The sequence below is a fragment of the Sphingobium lactosutens genome, assembly GCF_013393185.1.
Lineage (GTDB): Bacteria > Pseudomonadota > Alphaproteobacteria > Sphingomonadales > Sphingomonadaceae > Sphingobium > Sphingobium lactosutens_A.
Genome location: NZ_QJQX01000065.1, coordinates 1 through 15,199 on the forward strand (window position 1 = coordinate 1; position 15,199 = coordinate 15,199).

Annotated in this window: 11 protein-coding genes; 2 read left to right on the top strand and 9 right to left on the bottom strand. The window is 62.9% G+C overall.

The features are described 5' to 3' along the window. Positions 1-262: 262 nt before the first annotated feature. The 3 genes from DM806_RS18400 to DM806_RS18410 form a co-directional block, all read right to left on the bottom strand. The gene (locus DM806_RS18400; RefSeq protein ID WP_179044561.1) at positions 263-1,288 is read right to left on the bottom strand and encodes an IS110 family transposase; all 1,026 of its coding nucleotides are present in this window, start codon (positions 1,286-1,288) and stop codon (positions 263-265) included. A gap of 386 nt (positions 1,289-1,674) precedes the next feature. Further along, the gene (locus DM806_RS18405) at positions 1,675-1,911 is read right to left on the bottom strand and encodes a DUF5818 domain-containing protein (RefSeq protein WP_179044625.1); all 237 of its coding nucleotides are present in this window, start codon (positions 1,909-1,911) and stop codon (positions 1,675-1,677) included. Positions 1,912-2,204: 293 nt separating this feature from the next. After that, positions 2,205-3,788, bottom strand: coding sequence for a Na+/H+ antiporter (locus DM806_RS18410; protein WP_179044626.1), 1,584 nt, complete (start codon positions 3,786-3,788; stop codon positions 2,205-2,207). A gap of 152 nt (positions 3,789-3,940) precedes the next feature. Here DM806_RS18410 and DM806_RS18415 point away from each other — a divergent pair, with 152 nt between their 5' ends. Both DM806_RS18415 and DM806_RS18420 read left to right on the top strand, forming a co-directional pair. Beyond that, entirely contained in the window at positions 3,941-5,602 is a 1,662-nt protein-coding gene (locus DM806_RS18415; RefSeq protein ID WP_218647562.1) for a M28 family peptidase, read from the top strand. A gap of 62 nt (positions 5,603-5,664) precedes the next feature. After that, positions 5,665-6,432, top strand: coding sequence for a ThuA domain-containing protein (locus DM806_RS18420; RefSeq protein ID WP_179044627.1), 768 nt, complete (start codon positions 5,665-5,667; stop codon positions 6,430-6,432). 7 nt (positions 6,433-6,439) lie between these two features. Here DM806_RS18420 and DM806_RS18425 read toward each other — a convergent pair whose 3' ends face one another. From DM806_RS18425 to DM806_RS18450, 6 genes are all read right to left on the bottom strand, one after another. Beyond that, positions 6,440-7,312, bottom strand: coding sequence for an amidohydrolase family protein (locus tag DM806_RS18425; protein ID WP_179044628.1), 873 nt, complete (start codon positions 7,310-7,312; stop codon positions 6,440-6,442). Then, a complete protein-coding gene (locus DM806_RS18430) occupies positions 7,302-9,434 on the bottom strand; it encodes a PQQ-dependent dehydrogenase, methanol/ethanol family (protein ID WP_179044629.1) in 2,133 nt (710 codons plus the stop codon). Before DM806_RS18430 ends, DM806_RS18425 begins: the two co-directional genes overlap by 11 nt. A 50-nt stretch (positions 9,435-9,484) precedes the next feature. Next, positions 9,485-11,047, bottom strand: coding sequence for a class I adenylate-forming enzyme family protein (locus DM806_RS18435; protein ID WP_179044630.1), 1,563 nt, complete (start codon positions 11,045-11,047; stop codon positions 9,485-9,487). 4 nt (positions 11,048-11,051) lie between these two features. Then, positions 11,052-11,801, bottom strand: a complete 750-nt coding sequence (locus DM806_RS18440; RefSeq protein ID WP_179044631.1) for a glutathione S-transferase family protein — start codon at positions 11,799-11,801, stop codon at positions 11,052-11,054. Next, the gene (locus DM806_RS18445) at positions 11,798-12,565 is read right to left on the bottom strand and encodes a glutathione S-transferase family protein (protein ID WP_179044632.1); all 768 of its coding nucleotides are present in this window, start codon (positions 12,563-12,565) and stop codon (positions 11,798-11,800) included. Before DM806_RS18445 ends, DM806_RS18440 begins: the two co-directional genes overlap by 4 nt. Positions 12,566-12,629: 64 nt before the next feature. Continuing rightward, positions 12,630-15,137: a TonB-dependent receptor gene (locus DM806_RS18450; RefSeq protein ID WP_256869387.1), complete on the bottom strand. Its 2,508-nt coding sequence runs from the start codon at positions 15,135-15,137 to the stop codon at positions 12,630-12,632. Positions 15,138-15,199: the final 62 nt, after the last annotated feature.

The window sequence follows — 15,199 nt, forward strand, 5'->3', positions numbered from 1 at the left end:
TTAATCCATCTGTGGACGCCCCGATTAACGCAAGTGGTATTTGGAGGTAGGCACGTAGTCGGATGCTGCCATCTGTCCGGCCTCTGATGCAGCGATGATGGCTGCGGGCCCGTATGGGAGTTCGCGGACCGGAACCACATCACTAACGCGTGCTGATGAAGCACGGTGGATTAACCTGGTTCTTCCGATCCCGTCTCGCCGACTGTTGTGCCATACCCTCCTTCGACCGACTACGTTCCGACGACCTCTGGCCCGCCTTGGCTTACGCCGTGGCTGCGACCGGAGCTTTGTAAACTTCATCCTTCGTCAGCAGCGCCCAGACGATCCGTGCCGTCTTGTTCGCCAGCGCAACCGTCACCAGCATGCGTGGCTTGCGCGCCAGCATCTGCTCGAGCCACGAGCCTTTCGCCGCCCCGCGCTTGCTCGCCTGTAGCACTACCGCGCTACTGCCAATAATCAGCAACCTTCGCAGCGTGCGCTCGCCCATTTTCGAGATAGATCCCAGCTTCTGTTTCCCACCAGTTGAGTGCTGACGAGGGGTGAGGCCGACCCAAGCGGCGAAGTCACGCCCCTTGGCGAATGTTTCTGACGGCGGCGCAAGCGCGGTGATCGCCGTTGCCGTGATCGGTCCGATTCCTGGGATCGTCATCAGGCGGCGCGCGACTGCATCCTCGCGAGAGCGCCGGACTATCTCTTTGTCGAGTAGCGCGATCTGCCGGTCAAGCGTTGCCAGAGTATCAAGCAACACCATACACACCGACCGCACCCCTTCGGGCACCGCTGACCGATCGGAGACCAGCGCCCTGAGCGCTTCCAGATGCGCCAAGCCCTTGGGTGCGATCCAACCATATTCTGTCATGTGCCCGCGCAGGGCATTGCCGATCTGGGTGCGCTGGCGGACCAGCAGATCACGCGCCCGGAACACCATCGCGGCTGCCTGCTGTTCCTCAGTTTTCACCGGCACGAACCGCATGCTCGGACGCTGTGCTGCCTCACAGATCGCCTCAGCATCAGCCACATCGTTCTTTTGGCGCTTCACAAAGGGCTTCACATACGCCGGAGCGATCAACCGCACATCATGACCGAGCTTGAGCAACTCGCGCGCCCAATGATGGGCTCCGCCGCACGCCTCCAACACAATTAGGCAACGTGGATGAGCGGAAAAGAAGGGCAACAACTTCGAACGCGTGATCTTCTTGCGCAAAATCGCATGGCCTGACGCATCTACCCCATGCGCCTGAAAAACATGCTTGGCGATATCCAACCCGATTATGCTAACTTCCGACATGGACGCCTCCCTAAAGTGGTGTTCAACACCTCCACTGTGGCACATCGATGCCGTCGGGGGGCGTCCACCCCATCACTAATACTCCAGTCGGTCCACTCGGTGGGGGCAGATCACACCTGCATGGCCTCGATTCGGACGGCTTCGTCGGCGTCGCCCGACTAACTTCCTGCGAAAATTCGAATTGAGCGAGGGCGGCAGCAAGTTTCGTCGCTGCCCCACTTTCGCCTATCGGAAGTCGAAATCTGGCTGGACCCGAGCTTTCTGGTGAAAACCTATCGTGCGGCACATTAAGGTGAGATGTCAGCCCACAACGGTTGTCGATGGAAAAACTTCATTCTCCCACAAGAGAAAGGCCGACCGCTTCTCATTAACCTTGCAACCGCGTCTTACAGGCCGATCCCGTTGATCGCCTGGTGGATAGGATTAATGGCCTCGATCCAGTTGACGGCGATCGCTTCCGCTCCCGTCCTGATGCCTTCGACCATGACGTTGGTCTGGAGCAGATGCCCCACATCCTTGAGCTTGCCGATATCCCACAGCGCGCCGTCGCGGGCCTGGACATAGAGGCCTACCGCTCCTGCGAGCAGAACCCCTTCGAGACGGAAATATGAACCGATATTCATGTAACCGGAAGTAGGGAGTGATCGATCGTCGCGCCATGACGGGTGCAGCATGGCGTGCAAATATTCCGACGGGACGATGGACAAGCGTGTTCTGGAGCAGATGACGGGTTCATTTAGCGCATGAACGGCTGGCGATCGAATGGCGGGGCATGGAGCGCTGACTGAGCTATACCGTTGATTGGAATAGGATTTTCGTCGCCTGACTGTATATGTCCGGCAACGCTTGACTTTATTCCTGCGCTGCCCGGATCCCCTGGAAGCGCGGTGGCTCTATCCCGGCGGATGTGTGACGATCAGGCCTTGGCGGAGAGGGCGCTCAGTTCCTCCAGGTCGAGGTCGCGTTCCAGTTCCTGAAAGACATGCTCGTCAATATCGCCCGCCCGGTGCAGGCGCAGCAGTTCCGCGCGGCCGACGGCGATCGCTTCCAGCACGACATCGAAATGGGCCTGTATCCGGTCGGTATAGCGATCTTCCTGGCCGGCATAGTCGACCGAGATTTCCGCGCGCTTCTGATAGCGGGCCAGCAGTTGCGGATGGATCAGCGTACCGTCCGCATCATAGGCGATCCTTTCCACGCGCTTCATCTGCGCCTGCGCCATGGCGGCTTCGGCCTGGCTCATGCTGAGGCGGGGGCGTTCATGCTCGGCCTCGTCAAGGCCGGCCCAGCGGATGAGCGGACCGAGCGTCATGCCCTGGACGAGAACGGTACCGAGGATGACGCCGAAGGCGACGACCAGCATGAAGTCGCGGCCTGGAAAATCTTCCGGCACGCTGAGCGCGACGGCCAGCGTCACCACGCCGCGCATCCCCGCCCAGCTGAGCACGGTCGAACGCGCGGCACCCAGCGGCGCCCGATGGGGCAGGCCCATGGCGCAAAGCAGGCGAAGAAAGGCGTCCGACCCGAATACCCACGCGAAGCGCGCGGCGGTCAGCACGGCCAGGATCACAAGGACCGGCACCGCCATATTGTCCAGCACGACGCTGAATCCGCCGACGCGTTCCACCACGCCGCGCAGGGAGGAGCCGATCAGCATGAAGACGGTGGCTTCCATCAGGAAGATCATCACCGCCCAGAAGGAGGTGCCGCGCATCCGGACGGCGGCAGGGAAGACGACATGCTGGTACCAGCCGCAGATAAGGCCGGCCGAAACGGTCGCGATCACGCCGGAAACATGGAAGATTTCGCCCAGAAGATAGGCGGCCCACGGCACCAGCATGGAGGATGCGATCATCAGATATTCGTCGCCCAGATGACGGACAAGCAAGACCCATGCCGCGCCGATCGCTGCGCCGACCAGCATGCCGCCGACCAGCAGGCCCATGAAGCTGCCCAGCGCGTCGACGGCGCTGAAGGCGCCGGTCAGTCCCGCGGCGATGGCGAAGCGGAAGAGAACCAGGCCGGCGGCGTCGTTGAGCAGGCTTTCGCCCTCCAGTAGGATGGACAGGCGGCGGGGCAACTTCACCCGCTGGAGCACCGCGCGCGCAGACACGGCATCGGGCGGGGAAACGATGGCGCCCAGCGCGGCGCAGGCCGCCCATGGAAGCGAAGGCATCAGCATATGAACGGTGGCTGCCACGACCAGCGTGGTGAACAGCACTGCACCCACCGCGAGTGACATGATGCCAAGCAGATGCCGCTTCAGATGGCCGAGCGCGATGAACCAGGCGCCGTCCATCAACAGTGGCGGCAGGAAGATGACGAGGACCAGTTCCGGGTCGAGCGAAATGACGGGCAGGCCGGGTACGAAGGCGAGCAGGCATCCTCCGGCCAGCAGCGCGACGGCAGGTGGCAGGCCCAGCTTATGGGCGGCATAATGGAGGGCGATGATGGCCAGCAGCATCGCGACGAGAAGTTCGAAATATTGCATCGGATGCATGGAGCCGCCCTGGATACCGCCTGTGCAACGACCTTTAGCTTTCCGTCCTTCTCTGTCCAGCACCATAAGGTGCGAGGGCTGGCCGGACATGTATCGACATGGCGGGCAAGATCGGTCAGACAATGCGCCATAGGATCCACCGGAGTTGCAATATGTCCCCCAGTTTCAAGATGCTGCGTTCGCTGGCCTGCGCCACATTGCTGTCTGCCTCCGCTCTTGCGATGGCAGCGCCGGCCGCTGCGCCGCAGTTCGACGTCCAGCGCGTCGTGGCCGACATCAGGACATTGTCGAGCGACGAGTTTGAAGGACGCGGCCCCGCGACCCGCGCGGAGGTCAAGACGATCGACTATATCTCCGCGCAGATGAAGGCCGCGGGCCTCAAGCCGGCGGGCGACAAGGGTAGCTGGTTCCAGGATGTGCCGCTGCGCATGTCGAACATCACCGGCACGCCGACCCTGTCGATGACGATCGGCGGCGCAGCGCAGCCCCTGACGCAGGGTAGCGAGATCGCGGTGCGTGCGGCCGAGACGGGCCAGTCGTCGGTCAGGTTCGCCGACCTGCCGCTGGTCTTCGTGGGTTATGGCGTCAAGGCGCCAGAACGCGGCTGGGACGACTTCAAGGGCGTCGATTTGCACGGTAAGATCATGGTCGTGCTGGTCAACGACCCGGATTTCGAGGGCGGCGAGGGCGATTTCGGCGGCAAGCTGATGACCTATTATGGCCGCTGGACCTATAAATATGAGGAAGCCGCGCGGCAGGGCGCGGCCGGCGTGCTGGTCGTGCATGAAAGCGAGCCGGCCTCCTATGGCTGGGCGACAGTCAAGAACAGCAACACCAACACCATGTTCGACATCGTCCGCGTCGATCCCAAGGCGGCGCATACGCAGATGGAAGGCTGGATCCAGAAGGATCTGGCCACCAGGCTGCTGGCCGCGTCGGGCGTGGATTTCGAGGCGGCCAAGGCCGCCGCGCGCAAGAAGGATTTCAGGCCCATACCGCTCAAGGCCATGATGAGCGCTAATTATGCCGTGAAATCGGAGATCATCACCTCGCACAATGTCGCGGGACTGGTGCAGGGCAGCAAATATCCCAACGAAACCGTGATCTATTCGGCGCATTGGGACCATCTGGGCATCGGAGCGCCGGATGCGAAGGGCGACACCATCTATAATGGTGCGCGCGACAATGCGTCGGGCACCGCCGCGCTGCTGGAACTGGCGCGCGCCTATGCCAAGGGGCCGAAGCCCGAGCGCAGCGTGCTGTTCCTGGCTGTGACGGCGGAAGAGAAGGGGCTGCTCGGTTCCGAATATTATGCGGACAATCCGCTACGGCCGCTGGCGACGACGGCGGGCGTCGTCAACATGGATGGCCCGTTCGGGGTCGAGAAGACCACCAATTTCAGCATTTCGGGCGCCGCGAAGCTGGACCTGCTGACCATGCTGACCGAGGAAGGCCAGAAGCTGGGTCGGCATTATACCCCTGACGCGCGACCGGAAGCGGGCAGCTTCTACCGGTCGGATCACTTCCCCATGGCCAAGCGGGGCGTGCCGGCGATCTCCTTCAATCCGGGGCGCGAGCTGGTCAATGGCGGCGCGGCGCGCGGCAAGGAACTGGGCGATATCTACACGCGCGACCGTTATCACCAGCCTGCCGACCAATATGACGACAGCTGGGATACGAGCAGTTGGGCCGGCGACCTGACCCTGCTCTATAATGTCGGACGCCGGGTTGCCGATGGCCATGTCTGGCCGAACTGGTCGACTGACAGTGAATTCCGCGCAGCGCGGGACGCCAGCGCAGCGCAGCGCAAATAAGCTCGGGCGCCCGCGATCGTCGCAATGGCGATCGCGGGTGCACTCGGAACAGGGAGATGGGGATGAAGCGCTTGGTTCGTCTGCTCGCCATATTGCTGGCGCTGGTCGTCGCACCGGTTGCGCTGGCGCAGAGCCAGTACAAGCTGCTGGTCCTGTCCATCCCCAACACATATCATTATGAATATATTCCGGTTGCGCGGGACAGTCTGGAACGGCTGGCGAAATTGCATGCGTTCGATTTTACCTGGGCGAACCGGACGGATGCCTTCGACGGCGACATCAGCCAATATGCGGCGGTGATGTTTCTGAATACACCGGGCGAGGAACTAAACCCTTCGCAGCGCAAGCGGTTCGAGGACTATATGCGCGCTGGCGGCAACGCGATCATCGTGCATCGCGCCGCGATCACGCCGTCGAACGACTGGGTCTGGTATGAGAAGATGGTCGGCCGCAGCTTCGTCATCCACCCTATGTTGCAGACCGGCGTGGTCACGGTGGTCGACAAAGGGTTTCCCGCGACGTTCGGCGTCCCGGACCGATGGATTTGGAGCGACGAATATTACGTCCTTTCCAATCCTTATAATGTCCGTATCAATCCCGTGCTCAATGTCGATGAGAGCAGCTATGATCCGACGAAGATCTGGCCGGGACAGGTATCAAGGCCAATGGGCAAGGCGCATCCGGTCGCCTGGTATCATGGCTATGAGAAAGGACGGGTATTCGTGACGACCTTGGGCCATAATGTGGAGATGTATCGCGACCCGCATTATCTCGACCATCTGATGGGCGGGATCTATTGGGCCGCGACAGGGCTGGGGCAGCAGCGCTAATCCTCGCCTAACTGAGGCACAGCAGTTTCACCGCATTGTCCTTCATGATGAGGGGCAGCACCTCCTCGCGGAAGCCGGCTTCGCGGGCGGCGTCGATCCATTTTTCCGGACGGATCAGCGGCCAGTCTGAGCCGAAGAGCATCTTGTGCTTCAGCTGCGTGTTTGCGTACTGGATCACCTGTTTCGGGAAATATTTGGGCGACCAGCCGGACAGGTCCATGAAGACATTGTCCTTGTGCAGCGCCATAGACAGGCTCTCGTCGGTCCAGGGCCAGCTAGGATGGGCGAGGATGATCTTCATGTCGGGGAAGTCGACCGCGACATCGTCCACCAGGATCGGCTGGCCATATTTCAGGCGCACGCCGCCGCCGCCGCGCATACCCGTCCCCATGCCCGAATGGCCGGTGTGGAATATGGCAGGCAGTTTATATTCGGCAATCACTTCATAGATCGGATAGGCGACCCGGTCGGCCGGGTGGCAATCCTGCATGATGCCGTGGAATTTGAATCCCTTGACCCCGTAATTCTCGACCAGATCGCGGGCTTCGCGCGCACCATATTTGCCCTTGCGCGGGTCGATCGAGGCGAAGGGGATGACGATGTCGCTGTCATTGGCGGCCAACTCGGCCACTTCATAATTGCTGATCCGCTTGGCGCCGATCCCGCTCTCGCAGTCGACGGTGAACAGGCAGAAGGCGATATTCTGCTGCCGATAATAAGCGATCGTCTCGGGAATGGTCGGGCGTTTGCGGTCCGCCTTGAAATAGGCGGAGGCAGCGTCGAAATATTTGGCCATCACCGGATCTTCGGGATCGTGGCACGACACTTCGGCATGGACATGGACGTCGATGGCGAGAACCTTGGTCGGGTCAACGGGCATTGGGAGCGCCTTCCAGTGTCTTGTCCTCATTGGCACGGTGAATGACATAGGCACGAATATTCCCGACCTGAGCCGGGGAGAAGATCGACGCGAAGCTAACCATGCCATTATCCTTGAGCGCGCCGTCATGCACGATCATCTGCCATGTCGCCTTGTCGTTCAAGGCGGCGCTACGGCGCAGGTCGGGGACGATGCTGCCGCCGATCGCGGAATCGCCATGGCAAGTGCTGCAATAGCGGCCGAACCGGGCGGCACCCGCCGCTATGTCCGCTGCGCTGGCGGTGGAGGGCGGCGGGTCGAGCGGCATGGCGTTATGCGGCGGCGGCGCGGGCAGCGCGCCCTTGCCGTCCAGCTTGAACACCAGCAGGCGACTGATGTTGCGGCTGGGGCCGCTCTTGTCGGACAGGATGCCAGGCGCGAGCGCCCAGACGCCGCCCCAGCCTGCCATCACCGCCACATATTGCTGCCCGTCCAGTTCATAGCTGATGGGCGCGGCGACAATGCCGGTCTGTGCGGGGAAGGACCAGAGCTTGCGGCCGTCCTTTGTCGCATAGGCGTTGAAGTCGCCGGTCGCTGTGCCCTGAAACACCAAATCGCCGCCAGTCGCCAGCAGGCCGCCATTCCACGGCCCCTTGTAGGAGACGCGCCATTTCTCCTTTTGCGCCACCGGATCCCAGGCGATGAGCGCGCCGGTGGTCGCCTTCATCGCGGCGTCGCGCACCGCCTTGTCGGCGGGCATGGCGGCGGCCGCGATATCGACGCCGACATTGAAGCCCAGCTTGTTCGCCTTCCACCCCTTTTCGGGGATATAAGGGAAGGCGGCGAGATTGGCGGGAATGAAGACGGTCTGGCTCTTGGGGTCGAAGGCCATTGGATGCCAACTATGCGCGCCGGTCGCACCGGGCGATCCGATGAAGGGCTTGCCGGTCTTGTAATAGCGGGCTTCGGGATTTTCGATCGGCCGGCCGGTCTTCATGTCGATGCCGCTGGCCCAGTTGACCGGCACGAAATTCTTCGCCGACAACAGTTTCCCATTGGTCCGGTCGAGCACATAGAAGAAGCCGTTCTTGGGCGCCTGCATCAGCACTTTGCGCTTGGCTCCGCCAATCTCCATGTCGGCCAGCATGATATGCTGGGTGGCGGTGAAATCCCAGCTGTCGCCGGGCGTGGTCTGATAATGCCAGGCATATTCGCCGGTCTTCGCATGGACGGCGACGATGGAGGACAGATAGAGATTGTCGCCCTTGCCCTCCGACCGATAGGCCTGATTCCAGGGGGAGCCATTGCCGACGCCGATGTAGAGGAGGTCGAGCTCCGGATCATAGGCCATGGCGTCCCACACTGTGCCACCACCGCCCTGTTTCCACCATTCGCCATACCAGGTGGCGGCGGCTTTCTTGAGGTAATCCGCTTCCTTCTCCGTTCCGGGCTGGGCCGGGACGGTGTAGAATTTCCATTTCTCCGCGCCGGTGTCGGCATCATAGGCCGCGACATAGCCGCGCGCGCCGAACTCCGCCCCGCCATTGCCGATGACGACCATGCCGTTAACGACGCGCGGTGCGCCGGTGATGGTGTAATTCTTCGTCTGGTCGAGCGTCACCTTGCTCCAGACCGGCTTGCCGCTCTTGCGGTCGATGGCGATCAGCCGACCGTCCAGCGTGCCGACGAACAATTTGTTCCCCCATGCTGCAACTCCGCGATTGACCGCGTCGCAGCAGGCTTTGACCAAAGTCTCGCGCGGCACTGCCGGGTCGTAGGACCAGAGCAGCTTGCCGTTGCGCGCGTCATAGGCCTTCACCATGCTCCAGGCAGTCGAGACATAGAGTGTGCCGTCGATGAAGAGCGGCGTCGCTTCCTGCCCGCGATTGGTGTCCATGTCGGCGGACCAGGCGAGGCCCAGCTTGGCGACCGTGTCCTGATTGATCGCGGATAGCGGGCTGAAACGCTGTTCGTCATAGGTGCGGCCGGTGGAGAGCCATTCGGCGGGCTTGGCGGCAATGATCCGCGCGGCATCCACGCCGCCGGTGGAGGCGGACGGCGCGGCCGCGTCCTGGCTCGTCCCCTTGCCACAGGCCGACAGGGCCAGACTCGTTCCCAACAGCAGCGCAATCGCGACCCGCATTCTCTTCCTCTCCATGTGTGGCGCGGATGTTTTCATCCGTCGCAGCGCATTTAGTTCACCATCCGCGTGCCGCTCCAATAGGCGGCGCGCAGGGCTTTCTTGTCCATCTTTCCGGCGGCGGTCCGGGGAATGGCGGGGACGAAGGCGACGCTCTTGGGTGCCTTCACCCCGCCCAGCCGGGCCTTGGCGTGGGAGATGATCTCAGTCTCTCCGATATCGTCGGCGACGACAATGGCATGGACGGCTTCGCCCCATTTTTCATGGGGGATACCGATGACCGCACATTCGCGCACGGCCGCCAGCTCGGTGACGGCGGCTTCCACTTCGGCGGAAAAGACGTTAAAGCCGCCGGACACGACCATGTCCTTCTTGCGATCGACGATGTAGAGGAAGCCGTCCGCGTCGCGCCGGGCGACGTCGCCCGAATGGTGCCAGCCATGCGTGCGTATTTCGGCGGTGGCTTCGGGCATTTCATAATATTCGCGCGACACCAGCACGCCGCGCACCACCAGTTCGCCGACCTCGCCATCGGGCAGGAGGTTGCCCTCCTCGTCCATGACGGCGACTGCGACCGACCGGCTGGGGCGGCCGCAACTGGCGAGCCGTTCGGGCCGATCGCCCGCCGCTGCCGCCGCGACCGCTTCGGGCGAAAGCCAAGTGACGATCATCGGCGATTCCACCTGACCATAGGCCTGGCAGAGGCAGGGGCCGAATATCTCCACGGCCCGGCGTAGTTTCTCCGGGGAAACGGGCGATCCGACCAAAAGGAATATCTTCAGAGACTTGGTATCGCTATCCGCCAGCTCCGGCGCGTCGAGCAGGCTGTAGAGTGCGGTCGGCGGCATATAGACATGGGTGACGCGGTGGCGGGCGATCGTATCGAGCACGTCGGCGGCGTCGAAGCCGGGCAGGATCACCTGCGTCGCGCCCAGCGACAGGGTGGCGAGCGCTACCGGGCCAGCCGCATGGGTGATCGGCGCGACGACGAGTGACACCGGGGCGTCCGTGCGTCCGTCCACGGCTTGGGCCAGCGTCTCGATCATCGTGCCCCAGCCCAGATTGGTGACGACGACGCCCTTGGACGGGCCGGTGGTGCCGCCGGTGGGAAATAGTCCGACGATATCGTCTGGCTTTCCGAAGGGGTCGGAAAAGTCCGGGAGATTGTCTATTTCGGTGTCGTGAATGAAGCGATCGAGCGAGGGATCGCCGTTCATGTCCCGGTCAAGGCAGACGAAGCGGGTAAGGCTGGGAACGCGGGCCTTGAGCTGCGCGACATCCTCCGCCTGGCTGCTATGGTAGAAGAGCCAGCCGCACCGGACATAGTCCAGGTAGGCGGCATTGGCGTCGATGGCGTTGCGGGTATTGACCGGCACCCACTGCCCATTGGCGCGCCAGATGGCGAGCAGGGCGACCATCATCGTCGCGCTGTTGGGACCATAGAGCGCGATCGGCTGCTGGTCTTGGAAGCCCGCCGCATGGAGCGCGGCGGCGATCCTGATCGTCAGAGCCTTGACCGCCGCGAAGTTCAACGTCTCGCCGCTGGCCGTGTCGATCAGGCAAGGCCGTTGCGGGTCAAGATCATGCCCCCGGTCGAAATAGTCGATTGCGCGCATCCCATCAGCCCCAGCGGTTGATCTCCGGGCCGGGCGCCCAGATCGCTTCGGGGTTGGGGACAGTGGCGAGGCCGAGTGCCTGCGCTACGGCCGGGCGAGCGCGCAGGCGTGCTTCCCAGGCGTCAACGCGTGGTGAAGCGACGAAGGCTTGGGGAACGAGTGCGCGCATGCCGGCGAGCCAGGCGAAGCTTTCCAGATCGGCGATGGAAAAATCACCCATCAGCCAGTCGCGCCCATCGGCCAGTTGCGCCTCGATCTTTTCGACTGCCTGCACGATCTTGGTGCGGCTGTCGGCGAGTTGCGTTGCATCCGCCTCGCCTTCCACGGCGTCCGTCCAGCGGGCGGCGAGGTCGGCGCTGGCGATGCCGGCAGGAACAGTGTGCGGCGGAGCGGCGGCATTGCCCAGTGCGGCGGCGGCCGGCGCCACGCGCTCGATCACATAGCGGCACCAGGCCATCATCTGCCAGCGGGCATAGGGATCGGCTGGGCGGATTGCGGGGCCAGTACCGATGTCATCCAGATAGCAGGCAAGGAAGACGCTGTCGGTCATGGCGACATCGCCGACGACCAGCACCGGGCCTTCGCCCTCGATCGACTGATCCACTTCGATCGGGTGGGGCAGGGCGGCGGAATGGCGATCGCCCGCGACCAGATCGATCGGCCGGCGCTCCAGATCGACGCCCTTTTCGAAGGCGGCGGCCAGGACGGTGAAGGATGGGCCATTGGGCTGGCCATGATAAAGGATGCCGGTCATGCGGGTTCGCTTTCAAGCAGGGAGATGCGGCGGGCGAGGTCGGTGCGGCCCAGCGCCCAGCAGGCGCGGGTCGCGGGGCGCGCATAGATGGCGCGCAGCCAGCGCATGATGTTGGGGGTCAATTCGTCATTGCACAGTTGTGGCTGGGATAGCGGCATCGCATAGGCGAGGTTGAAGCCGTTGATGTCGGCCAGACCATATTCGCCTGACGCCAGCCACTCCCGCTGCACCAGCGCTGCTTCCAGATAGCCGATGCCGAGGCCGACGCGGCGCTGCGATTCCGTCATTTCTTCAGGCGAGAAAGCACCGTTGATCGCCTTGCGCCAGGCGGTGCGCCGTTCGGGCATCGGAATGCGGTCGATGGCGGCTTCCAGTTCGGCCGGGTCTTTCTGCCGCACCGACGGGCCGACGAAGACGCTCCAGCCGATCATCGAGAAGCTGGGCGCGAGCCACTGGTCGAGGAACTTCATCCACCAGCGCGCGCGCCACTGGTCGACCGGGTCGGCCGGCATCAGGCGCGGGCCGTCGAACGCTTCGTTCACATATTCCATGATGGCGGTGGATTCCGTCAGCACCTTGTCGCCATGGGTCATGGCCGGGATGGTGCCGAGCGGATTGACCGCCAGATAGTCGGGCCTGTGCTGGTCGAAATTCAGCAGATCGAGATAATGGCTGTCGAAGGCGACGCCCTTTTCGAACAGCGCCAGCATCGGCTTGCCCGAATTGGCGTTGGGTTCCCAATGATAGAGTGTGACGTCGGTCATGCCGGATGCGTCTCCATAAAGGGACGGGTCGGGCCGTGCGCAGCCCAACCCGCCAAGGGGGAGGTCAGAATTTCTTCTTCACCGTGATCGCCCATTCGCGCGGATTGCCGGGACGTGCCTTGCGCACGCCCGCGCCCGCGCCGCGCAGGTCGAAGACGGAGAGGTAGAAATATTTGTCGAAGAGGTTGGTGACTTCGAACGAGACGTCGAGATCCTCGTCCGCATTCTGCCAGGTCAGCCGCGCATTGGCGAGCGTATAGGCCGGCACGAAATTGAGGATGCGGGCGCCGTTGATGACGGCCGAACCGCCGAACTTCTTGTCTTCATAGGTGACGTCGAAGCGCGGGGTCAGGCTGCCGGCCTTGTCCAGATCGATCTTATACTGCGCGCCGACGCTGAACTTCCAGGGCGGCGAGACTGGCGGATCGTCGGCCGACACGCCGCCCGGATTGGTGGGATAGGCCGCCGCAGGATCAAGGCTGCTGGCGATATATTTGAAGTCGAGATAGCTGATCGAGGCGTCGATCGCGAGGCCGTCGATTGGGTAGGCGGACAGTTCCGCCTCGAACCCCTTGACCCGCGCGTCGCCGGCATTGAGGCGAGCTGCGCAGGGGGCGGTGGGGCAGGTCAGCACCGGGATCTGGATATCGACATAATCGTTGATGAAGGCGGCGGCGTTCAGGCGCACCCGGCGATTGAAGAAGTCGCTCTTGAAGCCGATTTCATAGGCGGTCAGCTTTTCCGGGCGGAAGGCGATGACCTGCTGTGTGGTGAAGGGGCGCGGGTTGGAGCCGCCGCCCTTGAAGCCGGTCGATACCGATCCATAAACCATCAGGCTGTCAGTCAGGCGATAGTCGGCCGCGACGCGATAGTCCCAGCGCTTGGCGCTGTAATGGGCGGTCAGGCCCGACAGTGCCGTCACGGTTTCGGTAATATTGCCATTGCCATTATAGTCGAGCGTGTCCGCGCCCGAATAGCCGATGCCATAGGCCGCACCGACCGGATCGAGGAAGCGATTGACCGTCCCGTCGAAGTTCAGGCGGTAATAGGTCTGGTCCTTGGTTTCCGTCGTGTAGCGCAGGCCGCCGCTCAGCGTCAGGCGATCGACTGGTTTCCAGGACAGGTGGGCGAAGGCCGCCTTCGCCTCTGCCTTGGTCGGATCGGGCTGGCGGAATTGCAGCGGATAGACCGGGACGTAGCGAATGTCCTGAAGGGAGTCATAGGTCGATTTCTGCTTGAAATAATAGCCGCCGACCGTGGCGTTCAGATTGTCGCCCAGTTCCGCGTTCAACCGGACTTCCTGACTGAAGCTCCAGTTTTCGAGATAATTGCGGCCGAAGCCGATATTGGCGGGCGAGATGTCATCATCGGAATCGAACCGGGTGTTGAAGGTGCGATAGCCGGTGATGGACGACAGTTTGAAGGCGTCGGACAGGGCATAGTTGATCTGCCCCGACACGCCCCAGCCCTTGTAGAGGCTGCGGTCGGTGCCCTGGGTCGCGGCGAGTGGGGTGCCGGCCGCGCCAAAGGGATCGACGGGGATAGGTGGCACCCATACGCCCGCCGGCTGGCCGGTGCCGATATAGTTGCAATAGCGACCGCAGATGAAGCGATCGTCATAGACGACGCCGGGCGCCGGGTTGGTGTTGGGCGAATTGACCGGGTTGGTCGCGATCAGCACTTCGCCGGCGATCGTATGTTCGTCGCGGGTATAGTCGCCGATGACTGTGACATCCAGCTTGTCGCTGGGTTCCCAGAAGGCGATGGCGCGGATGGCCTGATAGCCCACGCCACCCAGCTTGCTGATGGTGCAATCGCCGGCTGGCTGGGTCGAAGGGATGCCGCTGCCCGGATTGGCGCAGCCATAGTCGATCCGGTCGACAAAGCCGTCTTGTTGTTTGGCGACCCCGGAAATGCGGACCGCGAGCGTGTCGGTAATGCCGAAATCGGCGGCGGCGCGGATACCGATGCGGTTGCGGATGCCGTAATTGACCTCGACAAAGCCGCCGCCATCGCCCGATGGGCGCTTGGAATAGAGTTTGATCGCGCCGCCTTCGGCATTGCGGCCGGCCAGTGTACCTTGCGGGCCGCGCAGGATTTCGACGCGGTCGAGGTCGAGCAGTTCGAACACCGCGCCGGTCAACTGCGGATAATAGACATCGTCGATGTAGATGCCGACACCCGGCTCATAGGCAGGGTTGAAGTCGTTCTGGCCCACGCCGCGGATCGATGCGGTGATGGATGGGCCGAAGGACGCGCCTTGGGGTTTCAGCGATACGTTCGGTGCGGCGTCGGCCATCTGCGCCAGGTTGGTCTGGCTCTTGGCCTCCAGTTCGGCGGCTCCGACGGCAGTGATGGAGATCGGCGTGTCCTGCAAACGCTGGGCGCGGAACTGGGCGGTGACGACGATGTCGGCGACGGCGCTTTGCGGCAGTGCATCTTGCTGGGCGGCCTGAGGTGCGGCCTCCACCGGTTGCGTCTGTGCCAGCGCGTCCGCTGGAGTGGCAATTGCGAGTATCGAAGCGGACGCCAACAGGGCGCGCGCCATCACTGCACGAAGATCGTGTTGCATGGGAAATCCCCTCTCCTAAACCGGCTTAAGATCCGCCCTGACCAGACGTGACCCGCCGTGAA